Origin of the sequence: Flavobacterium psychroterrae (assembly GCF_018380615.1) — a bacterium.
Taxonomy (GTDB): domain Bacteria; phylum Bacteroidota; class Bacteroidia; order Flavobacteriales; family Flavobacteriaceae; genus Flavobacterium; species Flavobacterium psychroterrae.
On sequence record NZ_JAGYVZ010000002.1, the window covers coordinates 1 to 23,727 of the forward strand.

Sequence of the window (23,727 nt, forward strand, 5' to 3'; positions counted from 1 at the left end):
TTCATTATATGAATACTATTCCATAAAATTGAAAACAGGAAAAATAAAAGGTTTTTTTGCCTATTGCCTATGCTTTTTTGAAAACTTCGTTTTTCTCAACCTACACAACCTACACATATTGTATTAGCTATTATTGTATTTATAGTCAGTATGTTAAATTTAATAATTATATAAAAAGGTGTAGTATAAGTGTAGGTTTGTGTAGGTCGGTGTATTTTCGAAAAAACGTAAACCTACACAAACCTACACAATTTAGCTTGTTTTTTGAGTTAACTTGTTGATTTACAAAACGTGTAGGTTGTGTAGGTTTGTAGGTTTTCGATTTTGCCCGTTTAAGATTTCTAAGCTTTTATTTTTTTCTGTTAAAAAAGTAGATTTTAGTGCGCGCCAGGAAATACTGAAGCTTGAAAATTTCTCAAAATAAATCTACATTTTGTTTTCTGAGTTTTTTTAATTGTCAATGAAGTAAAATAAAGCTTTTTAAGCAAGTTGTTAGAAGTCATAAAGATCAAATCTTTTTTAAGTAAGAAACTGTCTTAAAATTGTTTTTCAATCAAAATAACAAAATGCTATCTATTAAAAACTAGCCCATTAGACAAAACCATCTGTTTAGTGGGTTTATTTTTACAATTTTATTTTGAGTGATATTTTTAATCATGAGAAATTACCTAAGTCTTAAATAATAGCGTTTTATTTTTTTGTATGAAAAACATTATTATATTTGAAAAAATGAATTTGATTTTAAATACTTGATATAATAAAAATATGGCTGCTTTAGGAATATTAAAATTAGACAATATCGAATACAGGTTACTTGCATTTGACTACAAGTCCACACAACGACTCGATAGCACAGGAAAACCTTTTGGAGAGCCTACAGGATGGTTAATTGATTTAACAATTGAATCAGACAGTAGTAGCGCTCTTTTGCAATGGGCGCTAGGTAATGAAGTAAAGAACGGTATTATTACGTTTTACAAGCCTGACGGAATGAGTAGATTCAAAGAGGTAGAATTTAAGAAAGCGTATTGTATTTCACATCATGAAAAGTTTGAAGCTAACGGTACTTTGCCGATGCGTCAAATGATAACAATATCTGAACCTAGACAAGAAGTTGCAAAAGAAGTGATTGCACCGCCTAAAAAGGCACTACAGCAAGAGCCTGAGAAAAAAATCACAGAGATAACTTGGATGTGCGCAAAAATGAAAAATTCTATAAAGGAAGCGGGCATTGGTGAAAGAGCAAGTCTTATGGTGAAAACCGAAAATTACAAACAGGGAGAGACAATTACTATAATAGTTGATGAAGCAAACGGCAAAGACCTTAAAACCGATACTAAAGAAATTACCTATAGTGGAGAAGTAAATGCTGAAGGTATTGCAGAACTAAAAGAAGAAGTAACAATACAAACCGTATAAAATCAATCAAATGGATAGAACTTTTAGAATTAAATCAGTTAACGGAGATACAAGTTTTCAACACGTAACATTGAAAATTACCCCAAATGTCGATGGCGATTATTTTGACATGCAAGGGAATTATTTAGGCTCAACTGCCAATAGCCAGAAAAAAATTTATATTATTGGTCGTGATTCTTTAGCAATGCCATATTCTATGAGTAACATTCCCGAAGACTTCTTCGACAAACAAGTTTCATTTACAGGAACAGGAAATATTGTAAATTTAAGAGCAGGAACAAAATACGGCACTATGATAACTGATTTATCCTTTCAAACAAGAACTAATGTTGCTGAAAACGTTTATAACCATTATTATACAGAGGCAGGCTACAACTTAAACGAGTTGAAGTACAAAACCATTACTGATGCGACAAATGACCCTTCTAACACTGGATACGCTGTTACTAAATTTGGAGGAGTCACTCCGAATTCTGAATACTTGAAAGATAAAGAAGCAGATATCAGGATAGTTTATGGACACATAGGCTTGAATTTTGACACAGGGTATGACATAATGAGTGTTTGCGCTCATGAACATAAACACTTAGAAGAATTAAGAAGATTAGGTGTGAAATTTTATGATGATGAATATTTTGAAGATGTCGCATATAGACATCAGGCATTTGTTGATAAAAACTGGAAATATGTTTCTATTGGTTTTAGAAATGCAATGGTATCAATGATGAATTTGAAAATGAAATATGAATCAGATTTCATAAAAGCAAAAGGAGATATTGAACAATATAAAAATTTAAAAGGATGGAAAGAAGGAAAAAATATAACCTTATAACAGAGTTGATTATTATATTTTTGTTAGTTACGTCTTGTAATAATAAGACAGTAGAGGTGACTAAACCAATCGTTTGTGTTAATCAAATTTGGTATCATGAAGATAAACATTCATTAGGCTCGCCAACTGTAAATTTTACGATTAAAATTGAAGACACTATAATATCTAAAAAAATTAAATCGGGAAAATTAAATGATATTGTCATGTATAATTTAGATAAGCAATATAGTGATTTTGTTCATTTAGAGCCATTTGAAATAGGAAGACAATTTACAGAGAAAAAAAATATATTTTCATTCAAAATATTAACTGTACTTTTTGCACATAGCCCTAACAAGAATAGACATCGATGGACACCCGAAGAAATTAAAAAAGCAATACAAGGCGACGTGGGCTTGGTTTTTAAAAAAGATACTATTAGGGTAAAAATGTGTGAAAAGTAAAAAAATATTATAGTAACAGTTAATGATTAACATAAAGTAAAGCTCGAAAAGATCAATATTTACTTTTTCTGTAGAATATGGCTTTGCTCATAAAAAAAGCTAAACTTTCGGCAAAAATTCGGCAAAAAATAAAATAAAAAACCCTTAAAATATTGATTTTAAGGGTTTTAATTTATTATAAAGTGCGGATAATAGGACTCGAACCTACACGCCTTGCGGCACCAGATCCTAAGTCTGGCATGTCTACCAATTTCACCATATCCGCTCAATTGTGGGTGCAAAGATAAACATAACTTCTAATTTTCAAAGCATTTTTGTAAAAAAATATTAATTCTATTTTTTGTATTTTTGAAATTCTATAAAAATCACATAAATGGAAAATATAAAGTCATATGTTCAACAACATAAAGATCGGTTTATCAATGAATTGATCGAATTATTAAAAATTCCGTCGGTAAGTGCTGACACTGCATATTCGCAAGATGTTATTGATACTGCCGAGGCTGTTAAGGAAAGTTTATCAAAAGCAGGCTGCGATTTAGTCGAAATTTGCGATACTCCGGGTTATCCAATCATCTACGGAGAGAAAATTATCGACCCAAATTTACCTACCGTTTTAGTTTACGGTCATTATGACGTTCAACCACCGGATCCAATCGAATTATGGACTTCGCCACCATTTGAACCAGTAATCAAAAAAACCGAAATTCATCCCGAAGGCGCAATCTTCGCTCGTGGAGCTTGTGATGATAAAGGACAAATGTATATGCACGTAAAAGCTTTAGAGCTTATGGTGCAAACTAATACTTTGCCTTGTAACGTAAAATTCATGATTGAAGGCGAAGAAGAAGTAGGTTCGGCAAGTTTAGCCTGGTTTGTAGAACGCAATCAGGAGAAACTGAAAAACGACGTAATTCTTATTTCAGATACCGGAATGATCTCGAACCAACAACCGTCGATCACGACAGGTTTACGTGGTTTGAGTTATGTTGAGGTTGAAGTTACAGGTCCTAATCGTGATTTACATTCAGGTTTATACGGTGGAGCAGTAGCGAACCCCATTAATGTTTTGGCAAAAATGATCGCTTCTTTGCATGACGAAGACAATCATATTACCATTCCGGGTTTCTACGATAAAGTTCAGGAATTATCTGCAGAGGAAAGAGCCGAAATGGCAAAAGCACCTTTCAGCTTAGAAAAATATAAAAATGCATTGGCTTTAAACGATGTTTACGGCGAAAAAGGATATGTAACAAACGAACGCAACTCGATTCGTCCAACATTAGACGTAAACGGAATCTGGGGCGGATATCAGGGCGAAGGAGCAAAAACGGTGATTGCAAGCAAAGCTTTCGCAAAAATCTCTATGCGTTTGGTTCCAAATCAGGATTGGCATGAAATCACAGAATTGTTCACAAAACATTTCACCAATATTGCACCAGCAGGAGTTACGGTAAAAGTAACGCCTCATCATGGCGGACAAGGTTATGTTACGCCAATTGACAGCATTGGTTACAAAGCCGCAAACATGGCTTATACAGAAACTTTTGGAGTTCCGGCAATTCCGGTTCGTTCAGGCGGAAGTATTCCTATTGTTGCTTTGTTCGAAAAAGAACTCAAAAGCAAAACCATTCTTATGGGCTTTGGTTTGGATTCTGATGCAATTCATTCACCAAACGAACATTTTGGAATCTTCAATTACTTAAAAGGAATCGAAACTATTCCGTTGTTTTACAAATATTTTGTAGAACTTTCTAAGTAATAGTTTTGCCAAGAAGGCTTTAAGACACAAAGTTTTTTAGATTTCAGCTCTTTGTCAAAGTTTAGAATTCTGACAAAGATTAATTTCAAATATATAAATCCGTTCATAAATGAGCGGATTTTTTTTGTTTCAAAAATTTTGTGTCTTTGAATCTTCGTGGCTGAGAAAACCTTAGGTCCTTAGCGACTTAGTCCCTCAGAGCCTTTTAAAAAAAAAACTTGCATAATAAAAATTAATCTCTATATTTGTAGAGCGACATCTATAAATGTAGAAACAAAAAAAAGAAAGTATGCGTTATCTGTTTGTAATATTTTTTTTCGGAGTGATGCTTTTTGGCTGTAAAAGCAAACCCATCAATCAGAAGATCGATCATAAAAAAGAAGGGGTCTGGGTTGACGACTATACGCAAGATAATGTCAGATACAAATCGTTTGAATATTACAAGCACGATGAACCAGTAAAAAAGTGGAAATCCTTCATTGGAGGAAAAATCTACAAAACAGAGAAATACAAAAACGGAATCTGTACGGTTAAATATTATTATGAAAACGGAAAAGTTCAATCAACTGGGAAAACAAAAATGGAAACTAATTCAAAAGAAACCCATTGGTTCTATTTCGGAGATTGGAAATTTTATTCGGATAAAGGAAAATTAATTGAAGTCAAAAAGTATAATAATGGCGATTTGATCTCGGAACAAAAAATAGATTAGCCCACGGGTTTTTATGGATTAAACGGATTGACGCGGATTTTTTTTAGTATTAAGAAGTAAGAAGTAAGAAACAAGACGCAAGAATAAAGAAGTAAGACGCAAGAAGGCATAAATAATCAAAATTCGAGAAAATTAGTGTAATTCGTGGCAAAAAACCTTAGAATCTTAGCATCTCAGCAACTCAGAACATCAAAAATAAAAACATGCAACTATCAAACTCAGAAGAACAATTAATGGAACATCTCTGGAAGCTTGAAAAAGCTTTTATGAAAGATTTGCTTCAAGCATATCCAGAACCAAAACCCGCTACAACAACCGTTGCAACGCTTTTGAAACGAATGATCGACAAGAAATTCGTCGCGTATAACGAATTCGGGAATTCAAGGGAATATTATCCTTTGGTCGAAAAAACCGTTTATTTCTCTAAACATGTAAACGGATTAATTAGCAGTTTCTTTAATAATTCGGCGTCACAATTTGCTTCTTTTTTTACAAAAGAAACCAATTTGTCAACTTCAGAATTAGAAGAACTCAGGAAAATAATCGATTTAGAAATTCAAAAAAAGAAAAAATGATACTCTATCTTTTAAAATCAGGAATACTGCTTTTGATTTTTTATGCAGTATATAAATTAGCATTAGAAAACGAGAAAATGTTTCGTTTTAATCGCGCTTATCTGTTGGCGAGTTTGGTTTTTAGTTTCATGATTCCGTTGCAGATTATTTCGTTTGGTGCGGCATTTTCAGATAAAATTGGATTGATTCAACTGGACGAATTGGTAATTCAGAAAAACAATCAAAATATAGAAATGATTTCAATAAATGATTTTATAATTGTTTTAACTGGAGTTGTTTACACTTTTATGGTTTTGTTGTTGATGATTCGGTTTGTGTTTAATTTGTATTCATTTCATAAGAGAATAAAGAACAATGAAACGCAATTTATAAACGGAGAAAAAATAATTTTAACCGAAGAATCTATTTTGCCGCATTCGTTTTGGAAATCCATTTTCATCAATAAAAATGAATTCGAAAACGGAAAAATCCCGTCAGAATTAATAGCGCATGAAAAAGCACATTTAAAGCAAAAACATACTTTAGATATTCTTTTTATCGAAGTTTTGCAAATTGTATTTTGGTTCAATCCGTTGCTTTTGCTTTATAAAAAATCGATTAAACTCAATCACGAATTTCTTGCAGATGAAGCTGTAAATAAGCAGTTTAATTCTGTTAGAAATTATCAAAATTTATTACTTGACTTTGCATCCAATACAACCACTATTGCTCTGGCAAGCAATATTAATTATTTAATAACTAAAAAACGTTTACTGATGATGACCAAAAAAGAATCCCCGATTAAAATTGTATTTAAAGTATGTAGTGTTGGTGTTATTTCGGCTGTATTATTGATTGCCTTTAGTACAAAATCGATTGCCCAAAAAGTGACAAACAAAGCCGAAGTTAAGGACAAAGACCTTTATGAATTAGCCGATGTTGAAAAAATGCCTGAATTCCCAGGCGGTATTGCAGAGTTCTATATGTTTGTTGGCAAAAACTTTAAAATGCCAAAAGAAGTTGGTAACAATAAGATTGAAGGTAAAACCAATATGCAATTTATTATTGAAAAAGACGGAAGTTTATCAGATATTACAATTCTAAAAGATGCCGGTTACGGAATAGGTAATGAAGCAATTCGAGTCCTGAAACTTTCCCCAAAATGGATCGCTGCCACTCAAAAAGGAAAAGCCGTTCGAGTAATGTATAGTTTGCCAATTACGATTCAGCCTGAAAAGTAAAAAAAAAGGTTCAGAGGTTTAGAGGAACAAAGGTTCAAAGGTTTCTTTTAAGGATGAATAGGCTCCAGCTTTTGCTGGAGTTTTTTTATGGGAAGAATTGGCTTAGCCGAAATTTTAATCAGCAGATGTGTTTATTTGGCTAAAGCCATTTCCTGTTATTCTTTATTAAACCCCAGCTAAAGCTGGAGTCTATTCAACATTCAGCAAACTTGAAACTTGAAACAAAAAAACCTTTGAACCTTTGTTCCTCTGCACTGAACCTTTTTAAAAAAAAATCCGCTTCTAAAATGTAGAAGCGGATAAATAAAAAACTAAAAAAAAAATTCTAAAAAACTAACAAAACCAGAGCCTAAAAAAGGTCTGGATTATATCCAAAATAAGGCATTTCCTGTTCATTAAAAATAACCCCATATTCTTCTAACTCCTGTAAAATAGGTAAATACACTTCTTTTTTTATAGGAAGTTGTACGCCTGGAGTTGTGATTTTTCCGTTTAAAATCAATAATGTCGCCATTGCAACCGGTAATCCAACGGTTTTTGCCATTGCGGTATAAGTTTGATCGTCGCCGGTACAAACCATTTTTGAATCTATTTGCTGTTTTTTGCCATTTAATATGTATCCAAATTTGTGATACATGACAATCATATCCTTATCGTTGGGTTCTAAAGTCCAACTGTCTGATAATATTTTTTCTAATATTTGTGCCGGAGTTGCGTTTGGCAAATTCACCTTTTTGTCCGGATTAAATAAATCTAATTCCAAAAGTTTATCCCACATAATATCATCCTGATCAATTTTTAAAATCAGTCTGGTTTTGATTTCTACAGAATCTGTTGGATGATAAGGTAAAAACGAATTCACAAACTCACGATAACTCATGTTTTCAGAACCTTCCATGATATAACTATCATCGGTCATGCCTAATTGCACAAACATATTCCAAGCTTTTGAATATCCCACTCTTCTAATTGTTCCGCGATATAAAGTCAGGATATCATCTAAACCATAAATCGATCTGTATTTAAGCGAATCGCGGTTAGAATACGCTTCGAATTTTCCGTAACCTTCCACTTCAAGAAATTCAGTTCTGCGAAAAACCGTTCCGTATGGGATATATTTATAAGTGCCTTCCTGAATAAATTTTGCTGCGCCGCCTTGTCCCGCTAAAACCACGTTTCTAGGTGCCCATGTAAATTTGTAATTCCATAAATTGTTGTCACATTCCGGAGCTACTAATCCGCCGCAAAAAGATTCAAAAAGCAACATATTGCCGCCTTTTTCTCTAATCTCGTCAATAACTTTCATGGCACTCATATGATCGATTCCTGGATCAAGACCAATTTCATTCATGAAAATTAAATTGCTTTTCTTAACCTCTTCATCAAGTCCTTGCATCGCATCACTAATATAAGATGCGGTAACAAGATGTTTTTTGAATTCAAGACAATCTTTTGCAATTTCGATATGTAAATGAGCAGGCAACATCGAGATTACTATAGAGGCTTTTTCAATAGCCGATTTTCTTTCGCCCGTATCAAAAATATTCAAAGCAATTGGAGTCGCATTCGGGTGATTCTGTGTCTTTTTTTCGGCTAAAGCCAAAGATAAATCCGCTACAATAAGATGTAGATTTTCAGCTTCTGATTTTGATAGTAAATAACGTATCAGCGACGAGGCAGATCTACCGGCTCCAATGATTAAAATGCTTCTCATATTTTAAATATATAACACAAATATATTAAATTGTTAAATATGTAACAATTTTAATTTTGTAAAAATGCATTATTTTTTATTTTGAAGCCAAAACACAATGAATTTCTTTTTCCGTAAAAGTTTTTTGAAAACTAAAATGCTTTTTAAAATGTATTGAAGTATTTTTGCTGAAGAAATAAAGTATAGAAAACATGAAAAGAAAAATTGTTTTAGCAGGAGCTTTTATGGGAATGATCTCCATCATTTTTGGTGCTTTTGGCGCGCATTTGCTAAAGAAATATTTAGCCGTTGAAGAGTTAAATACTTTTGAAGTTGGTGTTCGTTATCAAATGTATCACGCCTTGTTTTTACTTTTTCTTTCTACCAGAAAAGACATTGCCGAAAAGACGGTTAAAACAATCTATAATTTAGTTGTTTCAGGCGTAATTCTGTTTAGTGGATCAATCTATTTATTAGCAACTAAAAGTCTTACATTATTCGATTTTAAAATTATCGTATTCGCAACTCCTTTGGGAGGATTTCTATTAATTATTGCTTGGGCAGTATTATTTGTCACAATTTTTAGGAAAAAATCATAAAATGCCGAATAAAAAATTCTATCTAAAAATTAATCTTTAATTTTGTCTCATAAATAACATATAATCTTATTTATGTGAATTTATTTTGTTTTTTGCTTTAATGGGTAAATAATATAACAAATTCACATACTGGATTATAAGAAAACAAATTAGAGGCGGTTATTTTTTTGTTTTACTAATTTAAAGGTCAGATTTTACTTTATTGATATAAATAAAAGTAAAATCTAAATATTTTTAGATGATTAATAATAAATCTATAATTTTGCATCTTATAAATTATCACACACAACTAAAAATTTATGGACAGTCACACAGTTTTCACGCAATCGATTTCGTTAAATAAATTAGGAATTGAAAATGCAAAAGTTCGTTACCAATTATCTGCTGATGAATTGCATGCGATCACTTTGCAATCAGGCCAAGGTGTTGAGAATTCTACAGGCGCATTGGCAATTAATACGGGTGAATTTACAGGACGTTCTCCTCAGGATCGTTTTATTGTAAAAGACAGTATTACAGAGGACAAAGTTTGGTGGGGAAATGTAAATATTCCGTTTTCATCTGAAGCTTTTGAGAAACTATATAATAAGGTAACTCAGTTTTTATCAAACAAAGAAGTTTTTGTTCGTGACTCTTATGTTTGTTCTGATGCCAATTATAGATTAAATGTTCGTGTAGTTACAGAAACTGCGTGGTCAAACTTGTTTTGCTACAATATGTTTTTAAGACCGGAAGAATCGGAATTAGCTAATTTTACACCGGAATGGACTGTAATTTGTGCTCCAAGTTTTATGGCAGATCCTGCTGTAGACGGAACGCGCCAGTCTAACTTTGCTATTTTGGATTTTACTAAAAAAGTAGCACTTATTGGCGGAACAGGTTATACAGGAGAAATGAAGAAAGGGATTTTCTCTGCTTTAAATTTCATTTTACCGGTTTTTGAAAATACATTGCCAATGCATTGCAGTGCCAATGTTGGTGAAGGGGGAGATACAGCAATTTTCTTCGGATTATCAGGAACAGGAAAAACAACTTTATCAGCGGATCCTGCACGTAAATTAATTGGAGACGATGAACATGGTTGGACTTCAGAAAATACGGTTTTTAACTTCGAAGGCGGTTGCTATGCAAAAGTGATCAATTTATCTGAAGAAAACGAACCGGACATTTTTAGAGCGATCAAAAAAGGAGCTCTTTTAGAAAATGTGGTTTTCAAAGCAGGAACAAACGAAGTTGATTATGATGATGTTTCAATCACTCAAAATACACGTGTAAGTTACCCAATAATACATATTGATAATATTCAGCCAGGATCTATTGGTCATAATCCAAAAAATATATTTTTCTTAACAGCAGATTCTTTCGGAATTTTGCCTCCAATCTCAAAACTAACTCCAGGTCAGGCAGCATATCATTTTATCTCAGGATATACAGCAAAAGTTGCAGGAACAGAAGCAGGAGTTACAGAACCACAACCTAATTTTTCGGCTTGTTTTGGCGCACCATTTATGCCATTACACCCAACGCGTTATGCTGAAATGCTAACGAAAAAAATGAAAGACGCAGATGTAAAAGTTTGGTTAATCAACACAGGTTGGACAGGTGGAGCCTACGGAACAGGAAGCCGTATGAAACTAAAATATACCCGCGCCATGATTACCGCTGCATTAAACGGAGAATTGGATAATGTAGAATTTAAAAATCATGCAGTATTTGGAATCGCAAAACCACAATCTTGCCCTAATGTTCCAAGTGAAATTTTAAATCCTAGAAATACTTGGGAAGATCCTGAGTTATACGATAAAAAAGCAATCGAATTGGCTCAGAAATTCAAAGCTAATTTTGCCAAATTTGAAGAGTTTGCCAATGCTGAAATTCTAGCCGGCGCACCGATTACAGAATAAGGAAGATTACTAATTCAAATTAAAAAAAGCTGTTCAGTGATGAACAGCTTTTTTGTTATGTCTCAGTTTCCAGTCACAGTTTCAGTTTTCAGTCTCAATTTTCAGTCTCAGTTTCCAGTCTCAGTTAAGAAATTGAAAACTGCGACTGAGACTGAAAACTATTTCTTAGCGTCGATACGTTTCTGCATTAAATCCCAGGCATAATAATGAAACGTCATTCCGTTGCTCATGGCTACGAAAAGTCCGTTTTTGAAATTTCCTCCCAAATTGATATTTGTAACATCTGCACCATCACATTCAATTGTTGATGTTGGGATTTCGGCTAATAAAGGATACTCGTTTGGATTGCCTTTTGAACCTTCTCTAGGATACACCATAAAAGTATTGGCTTGCTGATTCGATACTAAAATATATCCCGTAGAATCTGTTTTTTTGTAAATAGCAATTCCTTCGTTATCAGCTTTAAAACCGGTTTTTCCAAAAAGAGCCAGTTCTTTGTTGTCATTTAAAGCAGGATCAGCTTTGTATTTTCTGATTCCGAATTGTTCGTCGCAATACAAAATAGTTCCTAATTCGTTATCAACGGCAATCGCTTCTATTTCTTTCTTTCCGCTGTAAGCGCCAAATTTCCTAACAACTTTTGCTATAGCAAATTTTCCATTTCCGGAAAGTTCATATTGCCATAAATAACTTCCTGATGGTCCTGATTTTCTTCCTACGATAGCAAAAATTTTATGGTCGCTTGGGCGTGTGTACAAAGCAATTCCCATTGGGTCACGTAATTCTTCACCATCAAAAACTGAAATTCCACCATTGTCAATTGCCTTTAGATCAGGCAAACTAAAAATTCTGATTTTGTTTGATTCACGTTCAGTAGTTACAGCAACGTCAACTTTTTTTCCGTCGATTATTAGACCGTAAGCGATATCAACATTGTTGGGGCGTTTTAAAACTTCTGATTTTGCAATGATTTTTCCTTTTAAATCAAAAGCGTACAAACCTCCATCAGTATCTTTATCAGTTCCCACAATTATACTTTTTGAAGCATCTGTTGGGTGAATCCAGATAGAGGGATCGTCAGTATCGTGTGGCAAAGCTTCGGTAACAACAGTTGGTTTTACTGCATTTACAGCAATTGGCGCCAATTTATCATCTTTACAAGCAATAATTAAAGTACTTAAAAGTAAAAAAGCTATAAGAGATTTATTTTTCATTATGGATTTGATTTGAATAAAATTAGACAGAACCGCAAAGTCCTGTCTAATTTAAGAATTTTATAAATTGATTATTACAAGTCAAGTTTCAAACCAAAATTGTATCGGGCTTGGTAATATTCTGCTTGTTTAGTGTGCGCTTCAACTCCCTGATAGTAACGTAAAGGCTGATTAGTTAAATTGTTGGCTTCGGCAAAAAGACGAAGTTTTGGTGTAATTTTGAAAGAAGCATTTGCATCTAAGAAAAATTGTTTGTCGTAATAACTGTCTTTGTAAGATTCTGAACCTAATTCATCTAAATAATCTGAAGTAAAGTTTGTTGAAACTCTCGCAGAAAAACGTTTGTTTTCCCAAGATAATGATCCGTTAAACATATGTGGCGTTGTTCCCGGAAGACTAATATTATTTCTTTCATTTCCGTCTTCATCAGCAATTCCTTTAGCTTTTGATTTTGTGTAAGTATAATTCAAATAGATACCAAATCCTTTAAGAAATTTCCCCGGAAGAAAATCTAACTGACGCTGAAAAGCAAATTCAAAACCATATACATCAACTGTATCTCCGTTTCTTGATTGTAAAAACGACCAGTTTTCACCTGCCGGAATTGGGTTAGTCTGAGTTGGAAAATCAGCAGCAAATTTTGCATCGGTATATTGATTGTCGCTATAATTGTAAATGAAATTATCTAATCTTTTGTAGAAAATACCTCCTGAAATTAAACCAACAGACTTGAAATAATTCTCGGCCATGAAATCATAATTGTATGAATATGTGGCATCAAGATCCGGATTTCCGGCTGTAATTTCCTTGTCAGCAGCAATATTGTTTACGTAAGGAGCTAATGCGTAATAATTTGGTCTTGCCAATGCAGTTGTAGCAGCAGCCCTTAAAACTAAATCTTTTGTAGCATTATATTGCAATGTAATACTTGGTAATAAATTAGTATAGGAGTTTTTAGTGTTGATTTGGCTTTCTAATTCTTCTTCATCTAATACACGATTTCCTGTGTAATCAATATGGGTATTTTCAACTCTGAAACCTAGAACCATAGATAATTTATCATTAAAATCCTGATCCCATCGTACATAAGCTGCATAAATACTTTCTTTGGCATTATAATTTACCGCTAAAAATTCTTCAGGATTTGATGATTTATCAAATAAAGTGCTATTATTTAAGTCTAAACTTCCTAAGAAATTTGCCGACGCAAAACTTCCCGGAACATATTTACTTCCCGGATTAAAGTTAGTACCATCATAATTACTTGTTTGAACTTGCGATAATAAAGCCATATCATCATTTACAGGTTCGTACGAATAGAAGTTGTTGTTTCTTTCTTTTTCTTTTAGACGAAGTCTCAGACCGGTTCTTAATCTTCCTTTTTCTGATGGAATAATAGTAAAAGGAAAACGAATATTCACCTTTGCGCCAAATTCACTTTCGCTGGTTTCATCTGTGTTTTCTGTAACCGAATCAAATTTGAATTTATCCAAAGATTCTCCAACAGTTGTCATTAAAGGAAATCTTGGATCAGATAAATCTTCGGTCATTTCCAGACCTTTCTGGCGGTATTCGATATAACGTTCTCCCGGACGATATTCTCTGGCTTTTGCATAATTAGCAGACCAGTCTAAATCTAATTTTGAGTTGATTAAATGCTCTCCACGAATCGAATAATTCTGAACACGTTGATCTTCTAATCGTCTGTTTTTATCACGATTGTTATCAATTCCTCCTTTTGTCTGACGTTTTACACGACCTTCAAAACCAGTAATTTCTTCACCGTTATAAATAGGTTCGATATCATCATAAGTAGTTCTGAAACGGTTTTCTCTGTCGTCTCTCCAGTTATAAATAGCATTGGCAAAAATGGTGTTGTTCTCATCAAATTTATAGTCTAAAGCTATAGATCCGCTGCGGCGAATACGCTGTACGTCGTATTTTCTAATTTCTGATGCCTGAAGATATTCATTTCCAAAATCATCCTTTACCCATTCGTTTTCGATATTATCAGATCCGTAATTTACATTGTTATACGATCCACTAAAAACAGCACCCAGTTTATTATCTAAAAAACGATTTCCGTAAACTAAACCTGCTGTATAAGTAGCGTGTTCACGAATTGGCATATAGCCACCCGCAAGAGTTGCCGAGATTCTTTCACCATTGGGCGTTGCTCTTGTTACCAAATTTACCGAACCTCCAATAGCATCGGCATCCATGTCAGATGTCAGCGTTTTGTTCACTTCAATGGTAGAAATCATGTCAGATGGAATTAAATCCATTTGCACGTTTCTGTTATCTCCTTCTGCAGAGGGAATTCGGTCACCATTTAAAGTTACCGAGTTCAACGACGGAGCTAAACCTCTAATAATAATGTTACGCGCTTCACCCTGATCATTTTGCATCGTGATACCCGGAACACGTTTTAAAGCGTCACCAACGTTGGCATCAGGAAAACGACCCATTTGGTCAGATGAAATGATGTTTCCGATGTTTTTACTATTTTTTTGTTGATTCAAAGCTTTGGCCTGGCCTTTTAAAATGTCTCCAACAACTACTTCATTCAACTCAGTTCCTGAAGTTTTAAGCGCAAAATCAAGCACATTATTTTTGCCTTGTTCTACAATAATTTCTTGTGTTATGGCTGTATATCCTATATATTTTACTTCAACTTTATAAGTTCCAACATTGATATTAAGTAATTCAAAACGACCATTATAATCTGAAACTGTGTATTTGTTTTCACCTACAATTTGAATCATTGCTCCCGGTAAAGGAAGTTTGTCGTCAAGATCTAATACTTTTCCTGAAATTATGGCTTTTTGAGCATAACCCGAAAAAGCTAAGAGCATGAATGTTACTACTAAATAAATTTTTTTCATTGTGTTTTAGTTTGATTTGTTGCGAAACTAGAACCTTAATGTTATTAAAGACGTTGAAAAAAATTAAGGTAGTGTTATGATTGACCAACAAAAAACGGAAGAGATTAATGTTAAAATAACATTTGTTAGACTGTAATAATGTAAACGCAAGTAAAAACAAATCAACTAATTAACTCAGAATTAAATTTTTGGCGTTAAATTTGCCCTATCACACGAGCCCTTGGGGCGAACTGACGAAGTAATCATCAATCAAAAATCATCAATCATGTTAAAACAATTTTTTATCCTATGTTCTGGGGCTGATCGGGACTTACTCGAAGGCTGCTCAGAAGGCGAACAAACCAAATATGTTGGTATTGGTGCCACCGTTTTCTTTACGGCAGTTATGGCTTTCCTTGCCAGTGCTTATGCTCTTTTCACTGTTTTTGATTCTATTTATCCAGCTTTGGCTTTTGGTTTTGTATGGAGTTTATTGATCTTTAATTTAGACCGATTTATCGTTTCGACAATTAAAAAAAGAGATCGCTTTTTTGATGAATTTCTACAAGCGACACCTCGAATTATGTTGGCTGTTATCATTGCTATTGTAATTTCGAAACCTTTGGAAATTAAAATTTTCGAAAAAGAAATCAATACCGTTTTATTGAAAGAGAAAAACGAAATGGAATTAGCCAATAAAAAGCAAGTTGGTAATTATTTCAAATCAGATGTAGATAAAAACAGATCAGAAATCGCTGCTTTAAAAGATGATATTCTGAAAAAAGAAAAAGAAGTAAACGCACTTTACTCGACTTATATCACAGAAGCCGAAGGAACTACAGGAACTAAAAAACTAGGAAAAGGACCGGTTTATAAAGAGAAGCGAGAAAAACACGATGCTTCGTTAAAAGAATTTGCAGCTTTAAAAGCAGCAAACGAAGCTAAAATTGCCGAAAAGGAAAAAACGGGGCAAAAACTGCAAGCCGATCTTGATAAAAAAGTTTCACAAACTCAGCCTATTATTGAAGGTTTTGACGGATTAATGGCGCGTATTAATGCACTGGATAAATTACCGTGGCTGCCTTCATTCTTTATCATGTTGTTGTTTTTGGCTATAGAAACGTCTCCGATTATTGCGAAACTTTTAGCCCCAAAAGGCGAATTCGATTTTAAACAAGAAGAAGCCGAAACAGCAATGAAGGCAACTTTAACACAAAATAAATACCAACGTGAATTATTGGTAAAAACAAGTGCTCAAATGCATGATAAAGTATATGCGGATATTGCCGAAGATAAAAGCTTGTATGATCTTCAACGCAGAAAAGCAACGGAGTTATTAGAACTTCAGGCGCATAGTTTTGTGGAAAAACAGAAAGCGACTCTTTAGTCTGAAAGTCTGAAAGTCGAAAGTCTGAAAGTCAATTGGATTACATAAAAATAGAAGCCCGAAATAGAATTTCTATCTCGGGCTTTCTTTTGACTTTATAACTTTAGACTTTCAGACTAAATTACATATAACTCAATATTTCCTTTTTGTAAGCATCATATTCACCTTGCATGATTAATCCGTTATCAAGAAGTTTTTTATAATTCTGTAGTTTATCAAAAAGTTCTTCTTTAGATAAATCACTTAATTTGCGATCTCCTGTTGAAGGCTGAGTTTGTTGAATTGGCTCATAAGTTTCTGTGTAAGATGGAGTAGTAGCGGGCATAATTTCAGCATAATTCGTTACTTCTTCAGCTTCAACTTCTTCTACTTCATCTTCAAGATCGTCTTCTTCTTCGATGATTTGTGCAGTTTCTACAATTGGAGTTTCGGCAAAAGCAGGATTTTTAAGTAAATCTAATTGCTCTTTTGCGTAAGTATATATTTTTCTGGCCTGAATCTTTGGGATATAATCAATAGAAATCGATAAATCAGTATTGGTATTAAATGAGAATTCAGAGCCTAAAATGTTTTCCTTTACAAAAGCACCAGCTACAGTATCCCAGGTATAATCTGTAAAATTCATTGAAAGACCTAAATTTTTAGGTTCACAAATGATAATTCTTTTATTTGTTAATACAATACTATCAGGAAAAACAGTAATTGCCGGTTTTTTTTGAACAGCAATATATCCAACTTCTTCACCTTTCATCAATAAATCATTGAGTTTTGAAGTTATTTTTTCAATCGCTTTTGGATCTTGTTCTTCGTTCAGAAATTTTTTAAATTGTTCTTTCATGTTCTATAAGTTGCTAATTTGCAAATTAATTGAGTGGTTAAGTTTTTTATCTTATGTTACAAATGTAATGCCTAATTTTCTAATTCAATAATTTCATTCTGAATTTTCTTTGTCAAACTTTTGAAAACCAATTCATACGAATGATCGATCAATTCTTTGACAAAAGCAGTCGATAAACTTCCGTTAAGAGCAATTGTGTTCCAATGTACTTTACTCATATGAAAGCCAGGTTTTATCTCATCATATTCGGCTCTTAATTCCTGAGCACGTTCAGGATCACACTTTAAATTGACAGAAGCCTCGTTTTTTTCCCATTGAGATAACGAGGATAAAGCAAACATTTTACCGCCAACTTTAAAGACCAAAGTATCTTCGTCAAAAGGAAAATGTTCGCTGAATCCTTTTTTTGAAAGACAATATTTATAATACATTTCCAGATTCATATCATTTTTTATTTGCCAATTTCACCTAAATGCGTGTATTTAAAACCTTTTTCATATTTCAAACCATAACCAAAAATTCGATCCATTGCTGAATGCGAAAATAGAATAATTCCAATAAGTTGTAAGGTTTGCATTTGCAAATAACAACCTGTTATATAAAGCAAAACCGCGAGTCCTTTATGATGAAAGACATTGTAGAAAAAAGCGCCTGCTTTATTACCAAAGGCATAACCAATCATAGAAAGATCCGGAGCTAAAATTAAAACCAAAAACCACCACCATTGAAAATTTAAAAGGCTAAATAAATAAATTCCCAGAACAAATAAGGCCAATTCTTCAAGTTTAATAACAGTTTTCATCATAGTTTTTTCTCCATTAATTTTTCAGGATGTTCTAATTGTGTAAAACCAAATTTACGATATAAAAAATGAGCATCGGTTGTAGCCAATCTCCAAATTTGAATGTTTTTAAGAATTGGTTCGTTCATCATTGCTTCAATTAAAATAGACGAATATCCTTTTCCACGATGTTCTTCTATAATAAAAACATCCATGACATAACCAAAAACCACATAATCTGTGATTACTCTGGCAAAGCCAATTTGTTTGTCGTTTAAGTAAATTCCAAAACAAACCGAAGCATCAATTGTAGTTTGAACTTCCTCGATAGTTCGTCCCGCAGCCCAATAAATATCCTTTAAAAAGTTTTGTATAAAGGGAACGTCAAGTTTAGTTTTATCTGTAGAAACGTTAATCATTTTAATTGTAGATTTTAGAGTTCAGATTTTAGATTTTTTTTGCAGAAGTAGAAATCTAAGATCTACAATCTGAAATCTTAAATAATAAAGGTTTGCTTGGACTTGCATCATTTTCAAACGATGCGATTTGAAGATTTAGAATATAATTTCCATCTTCGATTTCGTCAGAAACATAAATCATTTCGGTAATTGTTGCATTCAATCTGGCATCTGAATTTAGGTTTACAGTATCTTTTACATTCCAGAATGCTTTGTGTGCCAATAATTTTCCTTCATCATGTTCTTTGTCAACGCTTGGCAAATCAATTAATAAATGCTGAATTTCGCTTTCGCGGATGAAAATTGCAGCCTCTTCAGACAAATAAGGAGGATTTGTATTCGAGTATTTTCTTGATTTTTTTGCTGCCTGATTTGGAATTGTTCGAATAATAATTGCTTCAATTTTCATGCTGAACGCTGTCGAAGTGCGCATTGCTTTTTCAATCTGGCTTTTTGTAATCACTAAATCATCTCCAACCTGTTCTGGTTCAACGGTAATCAATTTTGCAAAAAAGAAAAACTGCTTCAAAGATTGATTGATGCTGTAAAAATCATTCGTAATATGCCCCAAACATTCCGTATGCGTTCCATGACCATGCGGATTAAAGAAAATATTATTGAAGTTTGTCGATGATTTTCCTTCAGAAACTTTCCCAATCCAATCCCCAAAAACCACAGGTTCAATAACTGGTTTTTCAATATACCACGCAATCGGATTTTCGTCTGTATTCGTTAACGGAATTGATATATCAATGGGTTTTGATAAGTCTATTTGATATTTGTTGTCAATAAGTGCTAGCATAATGGAACGCAGATTTTACAGATATTCTAACGCAAGATTTTAACGGATTTTATCAGTGTTGCTTACATCCGTTTTATCAGCGTTCAATTTTTATTCTTCCAAATTTAGATAAAATAAATCTGAAGCAATTCCATCCGTTAAAAATTTTCCTTTTGCAGTTGGTTTTAGAATGTTATTTTCTATTGAAAGCAATTCATCATCCAAGAATTTCTGACTTTGTTTTTTGAGGTAATTCAGATATTCTAAACCAAATTCAGTTTCAATTCGTTTTAGTGAAACGCCCCAAATAGTTCTTAATCCTGTCATTATATATTCGTTATAACGATCAGAGATTGTCAGAATTTCGGTTTCCATAGGAAGAATATTATCTTGAATTGATTTGAGGTAAAGCGAATTATTAGCAATATTCCAGCCTCTTTTTGTACCATCATAACTATGCGCTGAAGGTCCAATTCCGATGTATTTTTTACCCAGCCAATACGCCGAATTATTTTTAGAGAAATAATTCTCTTTTCCGAAATTAGATAATTCGTAATGAATAAAGTCGTTTTTTTGAAGTGTTTCAACCAAAATCATAAAATGATTCGAAGCAACTTCGTCTTGAGGTTCGGCAATTTTTCCGGTATCGATTAGTTTCCTTAAAGCCGTTTTTGGTTCAACCGTTAAAGCATAACTTGAAATATGCGGAATGCCAAATGACAAAGCCGTTTCAATATTTTTTCTCCACATTTCATCTGTCAAACCCGGAATTCCGTAAATTAAATCAAGTGAGATGTTATCAAAATATTTAGTCGCTTCCGTCAAACAATTTATGGCTTCCGCCGAATTATGAGCACGATTCATCATCTTTAAATCTTCTTCATAAAAAGATTGAATCCCAATGCTTAACCGATTTATAGGACTTTTAGATAATTCAAAAATCCGTTCTGTAGATAAATCATCCGGATTTGCTTCAAGTGTGATTTCCGGGTTTTCTGCAACTCTGTAATTTTTGTAAACTTCTGAAATTAGAAAATTTATTTCTTCATTTGTTAATACCGAAGGAGTTCCGCCGCCAAAGTATATTGTTTCTACAACGTCATCTTTAAATTCATTTTTGCGCATAACAATTTCTTTGGCTAAAGCCAAAACCATGTCGTCTTTCTTTTTCATTGAAGTTGAAAAGTGAAAGTCGCAATAATGGCAAGCCTGCTTGCAGAATGGTATGTGAATGTAAATTCCTGACATTTTTTAGTATTCAGTTTTCAGTCTCAGTTTTCAGTCCCAGTATTAACTGTAAACTGCCACTGCGACTGAAAAATATTTTCAACTCGTTTTTTAGTCTTCAGTTTTTCATTCTCAGTATAACTGTAAACTGCAACTGCGACTGAAAACTATTTTCTAACTTTATCTTCATTTTGTTTTACAAAAGCATCCCAACCAGTATAATTTTTTCCTGCAACGATTTTTCCAGAATTAAAGAAATGACAAACCGCGGCCGCCAAACCATCTGTTGAATCCAGGTTTTTGGGTAATTCTTTTAATCCTAAAAGCTGTTGCAGCATTTTGGCTACTTGTTCTTTACTGGCATTTCCGTTTCCTGTAATCGCCATTTTGATCTTTTTAGGCTCATATTCTGTAATCGGAATATCTCTGGAAAGTCCCGCTGCCATTGCAACACCTTGCGCGCGACCTAATTTTAGCATCGATTGTACGTTTTTACCAAAGAAAGGTGCTTCAATCGCAATTTCGTCCGGATGGTGCGTTTCGATTAGCTCGATGGTGCGCTCAAAAATAATTTTTAGTTTTTGGTAATGATTGTCGTATTTAGAAAGTTGCAATTCGTTTAACTGCAAAAATTCCATTTTTTTATTGATGACTTTTATCAATCCAAAACCCATGATAGTTGTTCCGGGGTCAATACCTAATATGATGCGTTCTTTTGTCATTTTTCATTTGGTTACACAAAGTTTCGCCAAGTAGAGACAGAGATTCACGAAGTTTTATTTAATCTCTCCGTGGAACTTTGCGGTTACTTTGCGAATCTTTGTGAAATAGCTTTTTCGCAATAGTTTCCTTTACTTTGCAGCATGATTTCAATTCCTCACAAAGCTAAACAATTCCTTGTTCTTCTGGTCAAACTTTTGATTGTAGGTGGCGCATTTTATTTTATTTATAATCAGTTGGCGCACAACGATAAACTGGACTGGCACAAGTTCATTACGTTGTTTCGTAAAAATCAGTCGGTTTTGGGGATTGGGTTTATATTACTTTTAAGTGTTTTGAATCGCTATTTTGAGATTTTGAAATGGCAGAATTTAGCCAAAGTCATTCATGAGATTTCTTTAGGAGAAGCCACAAAGCAAGTTCTCGCAGCTTTAACTGCGGGGATTTTTACGCCAAACGGAGTAGGAGAATATGCAGGAAAAGCATTGTTTTATCCCAAGACAGAAGCAAAGAAAGTAGTTTTCCTGAACTTGATTTGCAACGGAATCCAAATGATTCTGACGGTTATTTTTGGGATTTTCGGATTGCTGTACTTTAATGCCAAATATGAAGTAATTACAGCCCAAACTGTTGCTATTTTGTTTGGAATTTTTGTGTTGCTTTTTATCATTTTGTTTTCGCTGAAAAAAATAAAAATCAAAGGGTATTCGATTGAAAAATTATTGCATAAGATTAATGAAATTCCAAAACCAATTCATCGAAAAAATATTGTTTTAGGAACTTTGCGTTATTTGGTTTTTTCGCATCAATATTACTTTTTGTTTTTAGCTTTTGATGTCCATTTGCCATATTTTACTCTTATTGCTACAATTGCAGTAGTTTATTTTTTAGCATCCTCATTGCCAACATTTCAGTTTTTGGACTTTGCAGTAAAAGGAAGTGTTGCGATTTATTTCTTCGGTATTTTAGGTGTTAACGAATGGATTGTTGTTTTTATAAGTACTTTGATGTGGTTCCTAAATGTGGTTTTACCAGTGATTATCGGGGCTTATTATGTGCTGAATTTTAAAACAAAAACTGTAGAATGATCTGGGTTTTTACAGCCATATTGACCATTTATGTAGTTGCTATTGCATTGCTTATTTATGGTTTTGCCAAAGTAAAAAAGTATCAAAACACAAATTTAAATCCTCAGACTAGTTTTACTATTATAGTTCCGTTTAGAAATGAAGCCGAAAATTTACCAAATCTTTTAAATAGTTTTTCAAAGTTAAAATATCCAACTGATTTGTTTGAAGTAATTTTTGTAGATGATAGTTCGAATGAAAAGTTTCAAGTTTCTGATTTTAGTTTTCAAGTTTCAATAATTGACAATATTAGGGTTTCAAATTCTCCTAAAAAAGATGCTATTTCAACAGCAATGCAACACGTAAAAACAAATTGGGTCATTACTACAGATGCAGATTGTTTGGTTCCTGAAAATTGGCTTTTGGCATTTGACAATTACATTCAGCAAAATGATGTTTCAATGCTTGCGGGCGCAGTTACTTATCAATGCAAAAACTCATTTTTGCATCACTTTCAGCAATTAGATTTAACAAGTTTACAAGGTGCGACAATAGGAAGTTTTGGACTCAAAAATGCTTTTATGTGTAACGGAGCTAATTTTGCATACACAAAATCATTGTTCGAAAAACTAAACGGATTTGATGGAAATGATAAAATCGCCAGTGGAGATGATGTTTTTTTATTACAAAAGGCAGCAAATTTATTTCCCGATCAGGTTCATTATTTAAAATCTGAAGAAGCTATTGTCGTTACAAAACCAACCGAAAGCTGGAAATCTTTATTTTATCAAAGAGTACGCTGGGCAGCTAAAACAACTGCTTATCAAAGTGGTTTTGGAAAGCTTTTAGGGCTGATTGTTTTCTTTGGGAATCTGAGTTTTGTAATTGGTTTTTTATTTTTTATACTCGGTATTTTGTATTACCAATTCTTCTTTTGGTTTACTTTTTTAAAGTTCACAATTGACTTTATACTGCTTTATAAAACAAATCAATTTTTGACTAAAACTAGAGTTAAAAATTTGGTTTTGAGCAGTTTGCTTTATCCTTTTTTCAGTTCGACTGTGGCTTTTTATAGTTTGTTTGGTTCTTATGAATGGAAGGGAAGAAGATTTGGGAAATAAAGATGGAACGCGGATCACGCGGATTCGCTTCGCGAAGACACGGATTTACACGGATTTTTTCTTTTAGTTTTTCTCGTAATCTTTTATCCTCAATCTTGTTATTTTGACCG

General features: G+C 33.3%; 22 protein-coding genes and 1 tRNA gene. 12 read left to right on the forward strand and 11 right to left on the reverse strand.

Translation table 11 applies throughout. The features are described 5' to 3' along the window. The first annotated feature begins 765 nt into the window (after positions 1–765). The 3 genes from tssD to KHA90_RS01845 are packed head-to-tail and all read left to right on the forward strand — an operon-like array spanning position 766 to position 2,694. Positions 766–1,419: a type VI secretion system tube protein TssD gene (gene tssD, locus KHA90_RS01835; RefSeq protein WP_213294388.1), complete on the forward strand. Its 654-nt coding sequence runs from the start codon at positions 766–768 to the stop codon at positions 1,417–1,419. Between the two features lie 10 nt (positions 1,420–1,429). Beyond that, entirely contained in the window at positions 1,430–2,251 is an 822-nt protein-coding gene (locus KHA90_RS01840; RefSeq protein WP_213294390.1) for a hypothetical protein, read from the forward strand. Beyond that, the gene (locus KHA90_RS01845) at positions 2,221–2,694 is read left to right on the forward strand and encodes a hypothetical protein (protein WP_213294392.1); all 474 of its coding nucleotides are present in this window, start codon (positions 2,221–2,223) and stop codon (positions 2,692–2,694) included. Before KHA90_RS01840 ends, KHA90_RS01845 begins: the two co-directional genes overlap by 31 nt. Before the next feature lie 183 nt (positions 2,695–2,877). Here KHA90_RS01845 and KHA90_RS01850 read toward each other — a convergent pair. Next, a tRNA-Leu gene (locus KHA90_RS01850) sits at positions 2,878–2,959 on the reverse strand. Between the two features lie 108 nt (positions 2,960–3,067). Here KHA90_RS01850 and KHA90_RS01855 point away from each other — a divergent pair. From KHA90_RS01855 to KHA90_RS01870, 4 genes are all read left to right on the forward strand, one after another. Next, positions 3,068–4,456: a dipeptidase gene (locus tag KHA90_RS01855; protein WP_213294394.1), complete on the forward strand. Its 1,389-nt coding sequence runs from the start codon at positions 3,068–3,070 to the stop codon at positions 4,454–4,456. A gap of 289 nt (positions 4,457–4,745) precedes the next feature. Then, a complete protein-coding gene (locus KHA90_RS01860) occupies positions 4,746–5,168 on the forward strand; it encodes a toxin-antitoxin system YwqK family antitoxin (protein WP_244860231.1) in 423 nt (140 codons plus the stop codon). Between the two features lie 203 nt (positions 5,169–5,371). Next, positions 5,372–5,743: a BlaI/MecI/CopY family transcriptional regulator gene (locus KHA90_RS01865; RefSeq protein WP_213294401.1), complete on the forward strand. Its 372-nt coding sequence runs from the start codon at positions 5,372–5,374 to the stop codon at positions 5,741–5,743. Then, the gene (locus KHA90_RS01870; RefSeq protein ID WP_213294403.1) at positions 5,740–6,963 is read left to right on the forward strand and encodes a M56 family metallopeptidase; all 1,224 of its coding nucleotides are present in this window, start codon (positions 5,740–5,742) and stop codon (positions 6,961–6,963) included. The genes KHA90_RS01865 and KHA90_RS01870 overlap by 4 nt, the downstream gene beginning before the upstream one ends. 349 nt (positions 6,964–7,312) lie before the next feature. On the opposite strand, the gene KHA90_RS01875 is transcribed toward KHA90_RS01870, so the two are convergent. Next, positions 7,313–8,677: a saccharopine dehydrogenase family protein gene (locus KHA90_RS01875; protein WP_213294405.1), complete on the reverse strand. Its 1,365-nt coding sequence runs from the start codon at positions 8,675–8,677 to the stop codon at positions 7,313–7,315. A gap of 191 nt (positions 8,678–8,868) precedes the next feature. Here KHA90_RS01875 and KHA90_RS01880 point away from each other — a divergent pair, with 191 nt between their 5' ends. Further along, positions 8,869–9,255, forward strand: a complete 387-nt coding sequence (locus tag KHA90_RS01880) for a DUF423 domain-containing protein (RefSeq protein WP_213294411.1) — start codon at positions 8,869–8,871, stop codon at positions 9,253–9,255. Between the two features lie 299 nt (positions 9,256–9,554). Next, positions 9,555–11,159, forward strand: coding sequence for a phosphoenolpyruvate carboxykinase (ATP) (gene pckA, locus KHA90_RS01885; protein ID WP_213294414.1), 1,605 nt, complete (start codon positions 9,555–9,557; stop codon positions 11,157–11,159). A 158-nt stretch (positions 11,160–11,317) separates the two neighbouring features. On the opposite strand, the gene KHA90_RS01890 is transcribed toward pckA, so the two are convergent. Both KHA90_RS01890 and KHA90_RS01895 read right to left on the reverse strand, forming a co-directional pair. After that, on the reverse strand, positions 11,318–12,373 hold the full coding sequence (locus tag KHA90_RS01890; RefSeq protein WP_213294415.1) for a phytase: 1,056 nt from the start codon (positions 12,371–12,373) through the stop codon (positions 11,318–11,320). Between the two features lie 74 nt (positions 12,374–12,447). Continuing rightward, positions 12,448–15,258: a TonB-dependent receptor gene (locus KHA90_RS01895; RefSeq protein WP_213294418.1), complete on the reverse strand. Its 2,811-nt coding sequence runs from the start codon at positions 15,256–15,258 to the stop codon at positions 12,448–12,450. Positions 15,259–15,523: 265 nt separating this feature from the next. Between KHA90_RS01895 and KHA90_RS01900 the strand changes: the two genes are divergently transcribed. Beyond that, entirely contained in the window at positions 15,524–16,624 is a 1,101-nt protein-coding gene (locus tag KHA90_RS01900; protein ID WP_213294421.1) for a DUF4407 domain-containing protein, read from the forward strand. A 121-nt stretch (positions 16,625–16,745) separates the two neighbouring features. Here the strand turns inward: KHA90_RS01900 and KHA90_RS01905 are convergent, their stop codons facing one another. The 7 genes from KHA90_RS01905 to ruvC all read right to left on the reverse strand — a co-directional run bounded on the left by KHA90_RS01905 (position 16,746) and on the right by ruvC (position 21,431). Beyond that, positions 16,746–17,462 (reverse strand): PH domain-containing protein, encoded by a 717-nt coding sequence (locus KHA90_RS01905; RefSeq protein WP_213294424.1) that lies wholly within the window; start codon positions 17,460–17,462, stop codon positions 16,746–16,748. A gap of 71 nt (positions 17,463–17,533) precedes the next feature. Next, positions 17,534–17,905 (reverse strand): MmcQ/YjbR family DNA-binding protein, encoded by a 372-nt coding sequence (locus KHA90_RS01910; RefSeq protein ID WP_213294434.1) that lies wholly within the window; start codon positions 17,903–17,905, stop codon positions 17,534–17,536. 8 nt (positions 17,906–17,913) lie between these two features. Next, positions 17,914–18,264, reverse strand: a complete 351-nt coding sequence (locus KHA90_RS01915) for a DUF4260 domain-containing protein (RefSeq protein ID WP_213295631.1) — start codon at positions 18,262–18,264, stop codon at positions 17,914–17,916. Beyond that, complete coding sequence (locus KHA90_RS01920; RefSeq protein ID WP_213294436.1) at positions 18,264–18,662, reverse strand: GNAT family N-acetyltransferase; 399 nt, start codon at positions 18,660–18,662, stop codon at positions 18,264–18,266. The genes KHA90_RS01915 and KHA90_RS01920 overlap by 1 nt, the downstream gene beginning before the upstream one ends. 55 nt (positions 18,663–18,717) lie before the next feature. After that, positions 18,718–19,503 carry a cyclase family protein gene (locus KHA90_RS01925; RefSeq protein ID WP_213294439.1) on the reverse strand — a complete coding sequence of 262 codons (786 nt, stop codon included), beginning with the start codon at positions 19,501–19,503 and terminating at the stop codon, positions 18,718–18,720. Between the two features lie 90 nt (positions 19,504–19,593). Beyond that, a complete protein-coding gene (hemW, locus tag KHA90_RS01930) occupies positions 19,594–20,730 on the reverse strand; it encodes a radical SAM family heme chaperone HemW (protein ID WP_213294441.1) in 1,137 nt (378 codons plus the stop codon). Between the two features lie 146 nt (positions 20,731–20,876). Beyond that, entirely contained in the window at positions 20,877–21,431 is a 555-nt protein-coding gene (gene ruvC / locus KHA90_RS01935) for a crossover junction endodeoxyribonuclease RuvC (RefSeq protein ID WP_213294444.1), read from the reverse strand. 141 nt (positions 21,432–21,572) lie between these two features. On the opposite strand from ruvC, the gene KHA90_RS01940 reads away from it, so the two are divergent. Further along, positions 21,573–22,517 (forward strand): lysylphosphatidylglycerol synthase transmembrane domain-containing protein, encoded by a 945-nt coding sequence (locus KHA90_RS01940; protein WP_213294446.1) that lies wholly within the window; start codon positions 21,573–21,575, stop codon positions 22,515–22,517. Further along, positions 22,514–23,617 (forward strand): glycosyltransferase family 2 protein, encoded by a 1,104-nt coding sequence (locus KHA90_RS01945; RefSeq protein WP_213294448.1) that lies wholly within the window; start codon positions 22,514–22,516, stop codon positions 23,615–23,617. Before KHA90_RS01940 ends, KHA90_RS01945 begins: the two co-directional genes overlap by 4 nt. Positions 23,618–23,727 lie beyond the last annotated feature (110 nt).

Coding starts and splice junctions, on each gene's coding strand:
- KHA90_RS01860 (WP_244860231.1), top strand. CDS start 4,746: ATGCGTTATCTGTTTGTAATATTTTTTTTCGGAGTGATGCTTTTTGGC.
- KHA90_RS01900 (WP_213294421.1), top strand. CDS start 15,524: ATGTTAAAACAATTTTTTATCCTATGTTCTGGGGCTGATCGGGACTTA.
- ruvC (WP_213294444.1), bottom strand. CDS start 21,431: ATGACAAAAGAACGCATCATATTAGGTATTGACCCCGGAACAACTATC.
- hemW (WP_213294441.1), bottom strand. CDS start 20,730: ATGTCAGGAATTTACATTCACATACCATTCTGCAAGCAGGCTTGCCAT.
- KHA90_RS01875 (WP_213294405.1), bottom strand. CDS start 8,677: ATGAGAAGCATTTTAATCATTGGAGCCGGTAGATCTGCCTCGTCGCTG.
- KHA90_RS01840 (WP_213294390.1), top strand. CDS start 1,430: ATGGATAGAACTTTTAGAATTAAATCAGTTAACGGAGATACAAGTTTT.
- KHA90_RS01910 (WP_213294434.1), bottom strand. CDS start 17,905: ATGAATCTGGAAATGTATTATAAATATTGTCTTTCAAAAAAAGGATTC.
- KHA90_RS01945 (WP_213294448.1), top strand. CDS start 22,514: ATGATCTGGGTTTTTACAGCCATATTGACCATTTATGTAGTTGCTATT.
- KHA90_RS01915 (WP_213295631.1), bottom strand. CDS start 18,264: ATGAAAACTGTTATTAAACTTGAAGAATTGGCCTTATTTGTTCTGGGA.
- KHA90_RS01920 (WP_213294436.1), bottom strand. CDS start 18,662: ATGATTAACGTTTCTACAGATAAAACTAAACTTGACGTTCCCTTTATA.
- KHA90_RS01865 (WP_213294401.1), top strand. CDS start 5,372: ATGCAACTATCAAACTCAGAAGAACAATTAATGGAACATCTCTGGAAG.
- KHA90_RS01845 (WP_213294392.1), top strand. CDS start 2,221: ATGGAAAGAAGGAAAAAATATAACCTTATAACAGAGTTGATTATTATA.
- KHA90_RS01880 (WP_213294411.1), top strand. CDS start 8,869: ATGAAAAGAAAAATTGTTTTAGCAGGAGCTTTTATGGGAATGATCTCC.
- KHA90_RS01905 (WP_213294424.1), bottom strand. CDS start 17,462: ATGAAAGAACAATTTAAAAAATTTCTGAACGAAGAACAAGATCCAAAA.
- KHA90_RS01925 (WP_213294439.1), bottom strand. CDS start 19,503: ATGCTAGCACTTATTGACAACAAATATCAAATAGACTTATCAAAACCC.
- KHA90_RS01940 (WP_213294446.1), top strand. CDS start 21,573: ATGATTTCAATTCCTCACAAAGCTAAACAATTCCTTGTTCTTCTGGTC.
- KHA90_RS01890 (WP_213294415.1), bottom strand. CDS start 12,373: ATGAAAAATAAATCTCTTATAGCTTTTTTACTTTTAAGTACTTTAATT.
- pckA (WP_213294414.1), top strand. CDS start 9,555: ATGGACAGTCACACAGTTTTCACGCAATCGATTTCGTTAAATAAATTA.
- KHA90_RS01895 (WP_213294418.1), bottom strand. CDS start 15,258: ATGAAAAAAATTTATTTAGTAGTAACATTCATGCTCTTAGCTTTTTCG.
- tssD (WP_213294388.1), top strand. CDS start 766: ATGGCTGCTTTAGGAATATTAAAATTAGACAATATCGAATACAGGTTA.
- KHA90_RS01855 (WP_213294394.1), top strand. CDS start 3,068: ATGGAAAATATAAAGTCATATGTTCAACAACATAAAGATCGGTTTATC.
- KHA90_RS01870 (WP_213294403.1), top strand. CDS start 5,740: ATGATACTCTATCTTTTAAAATCAGGAATACTGCTTTTGATTTTTTAT.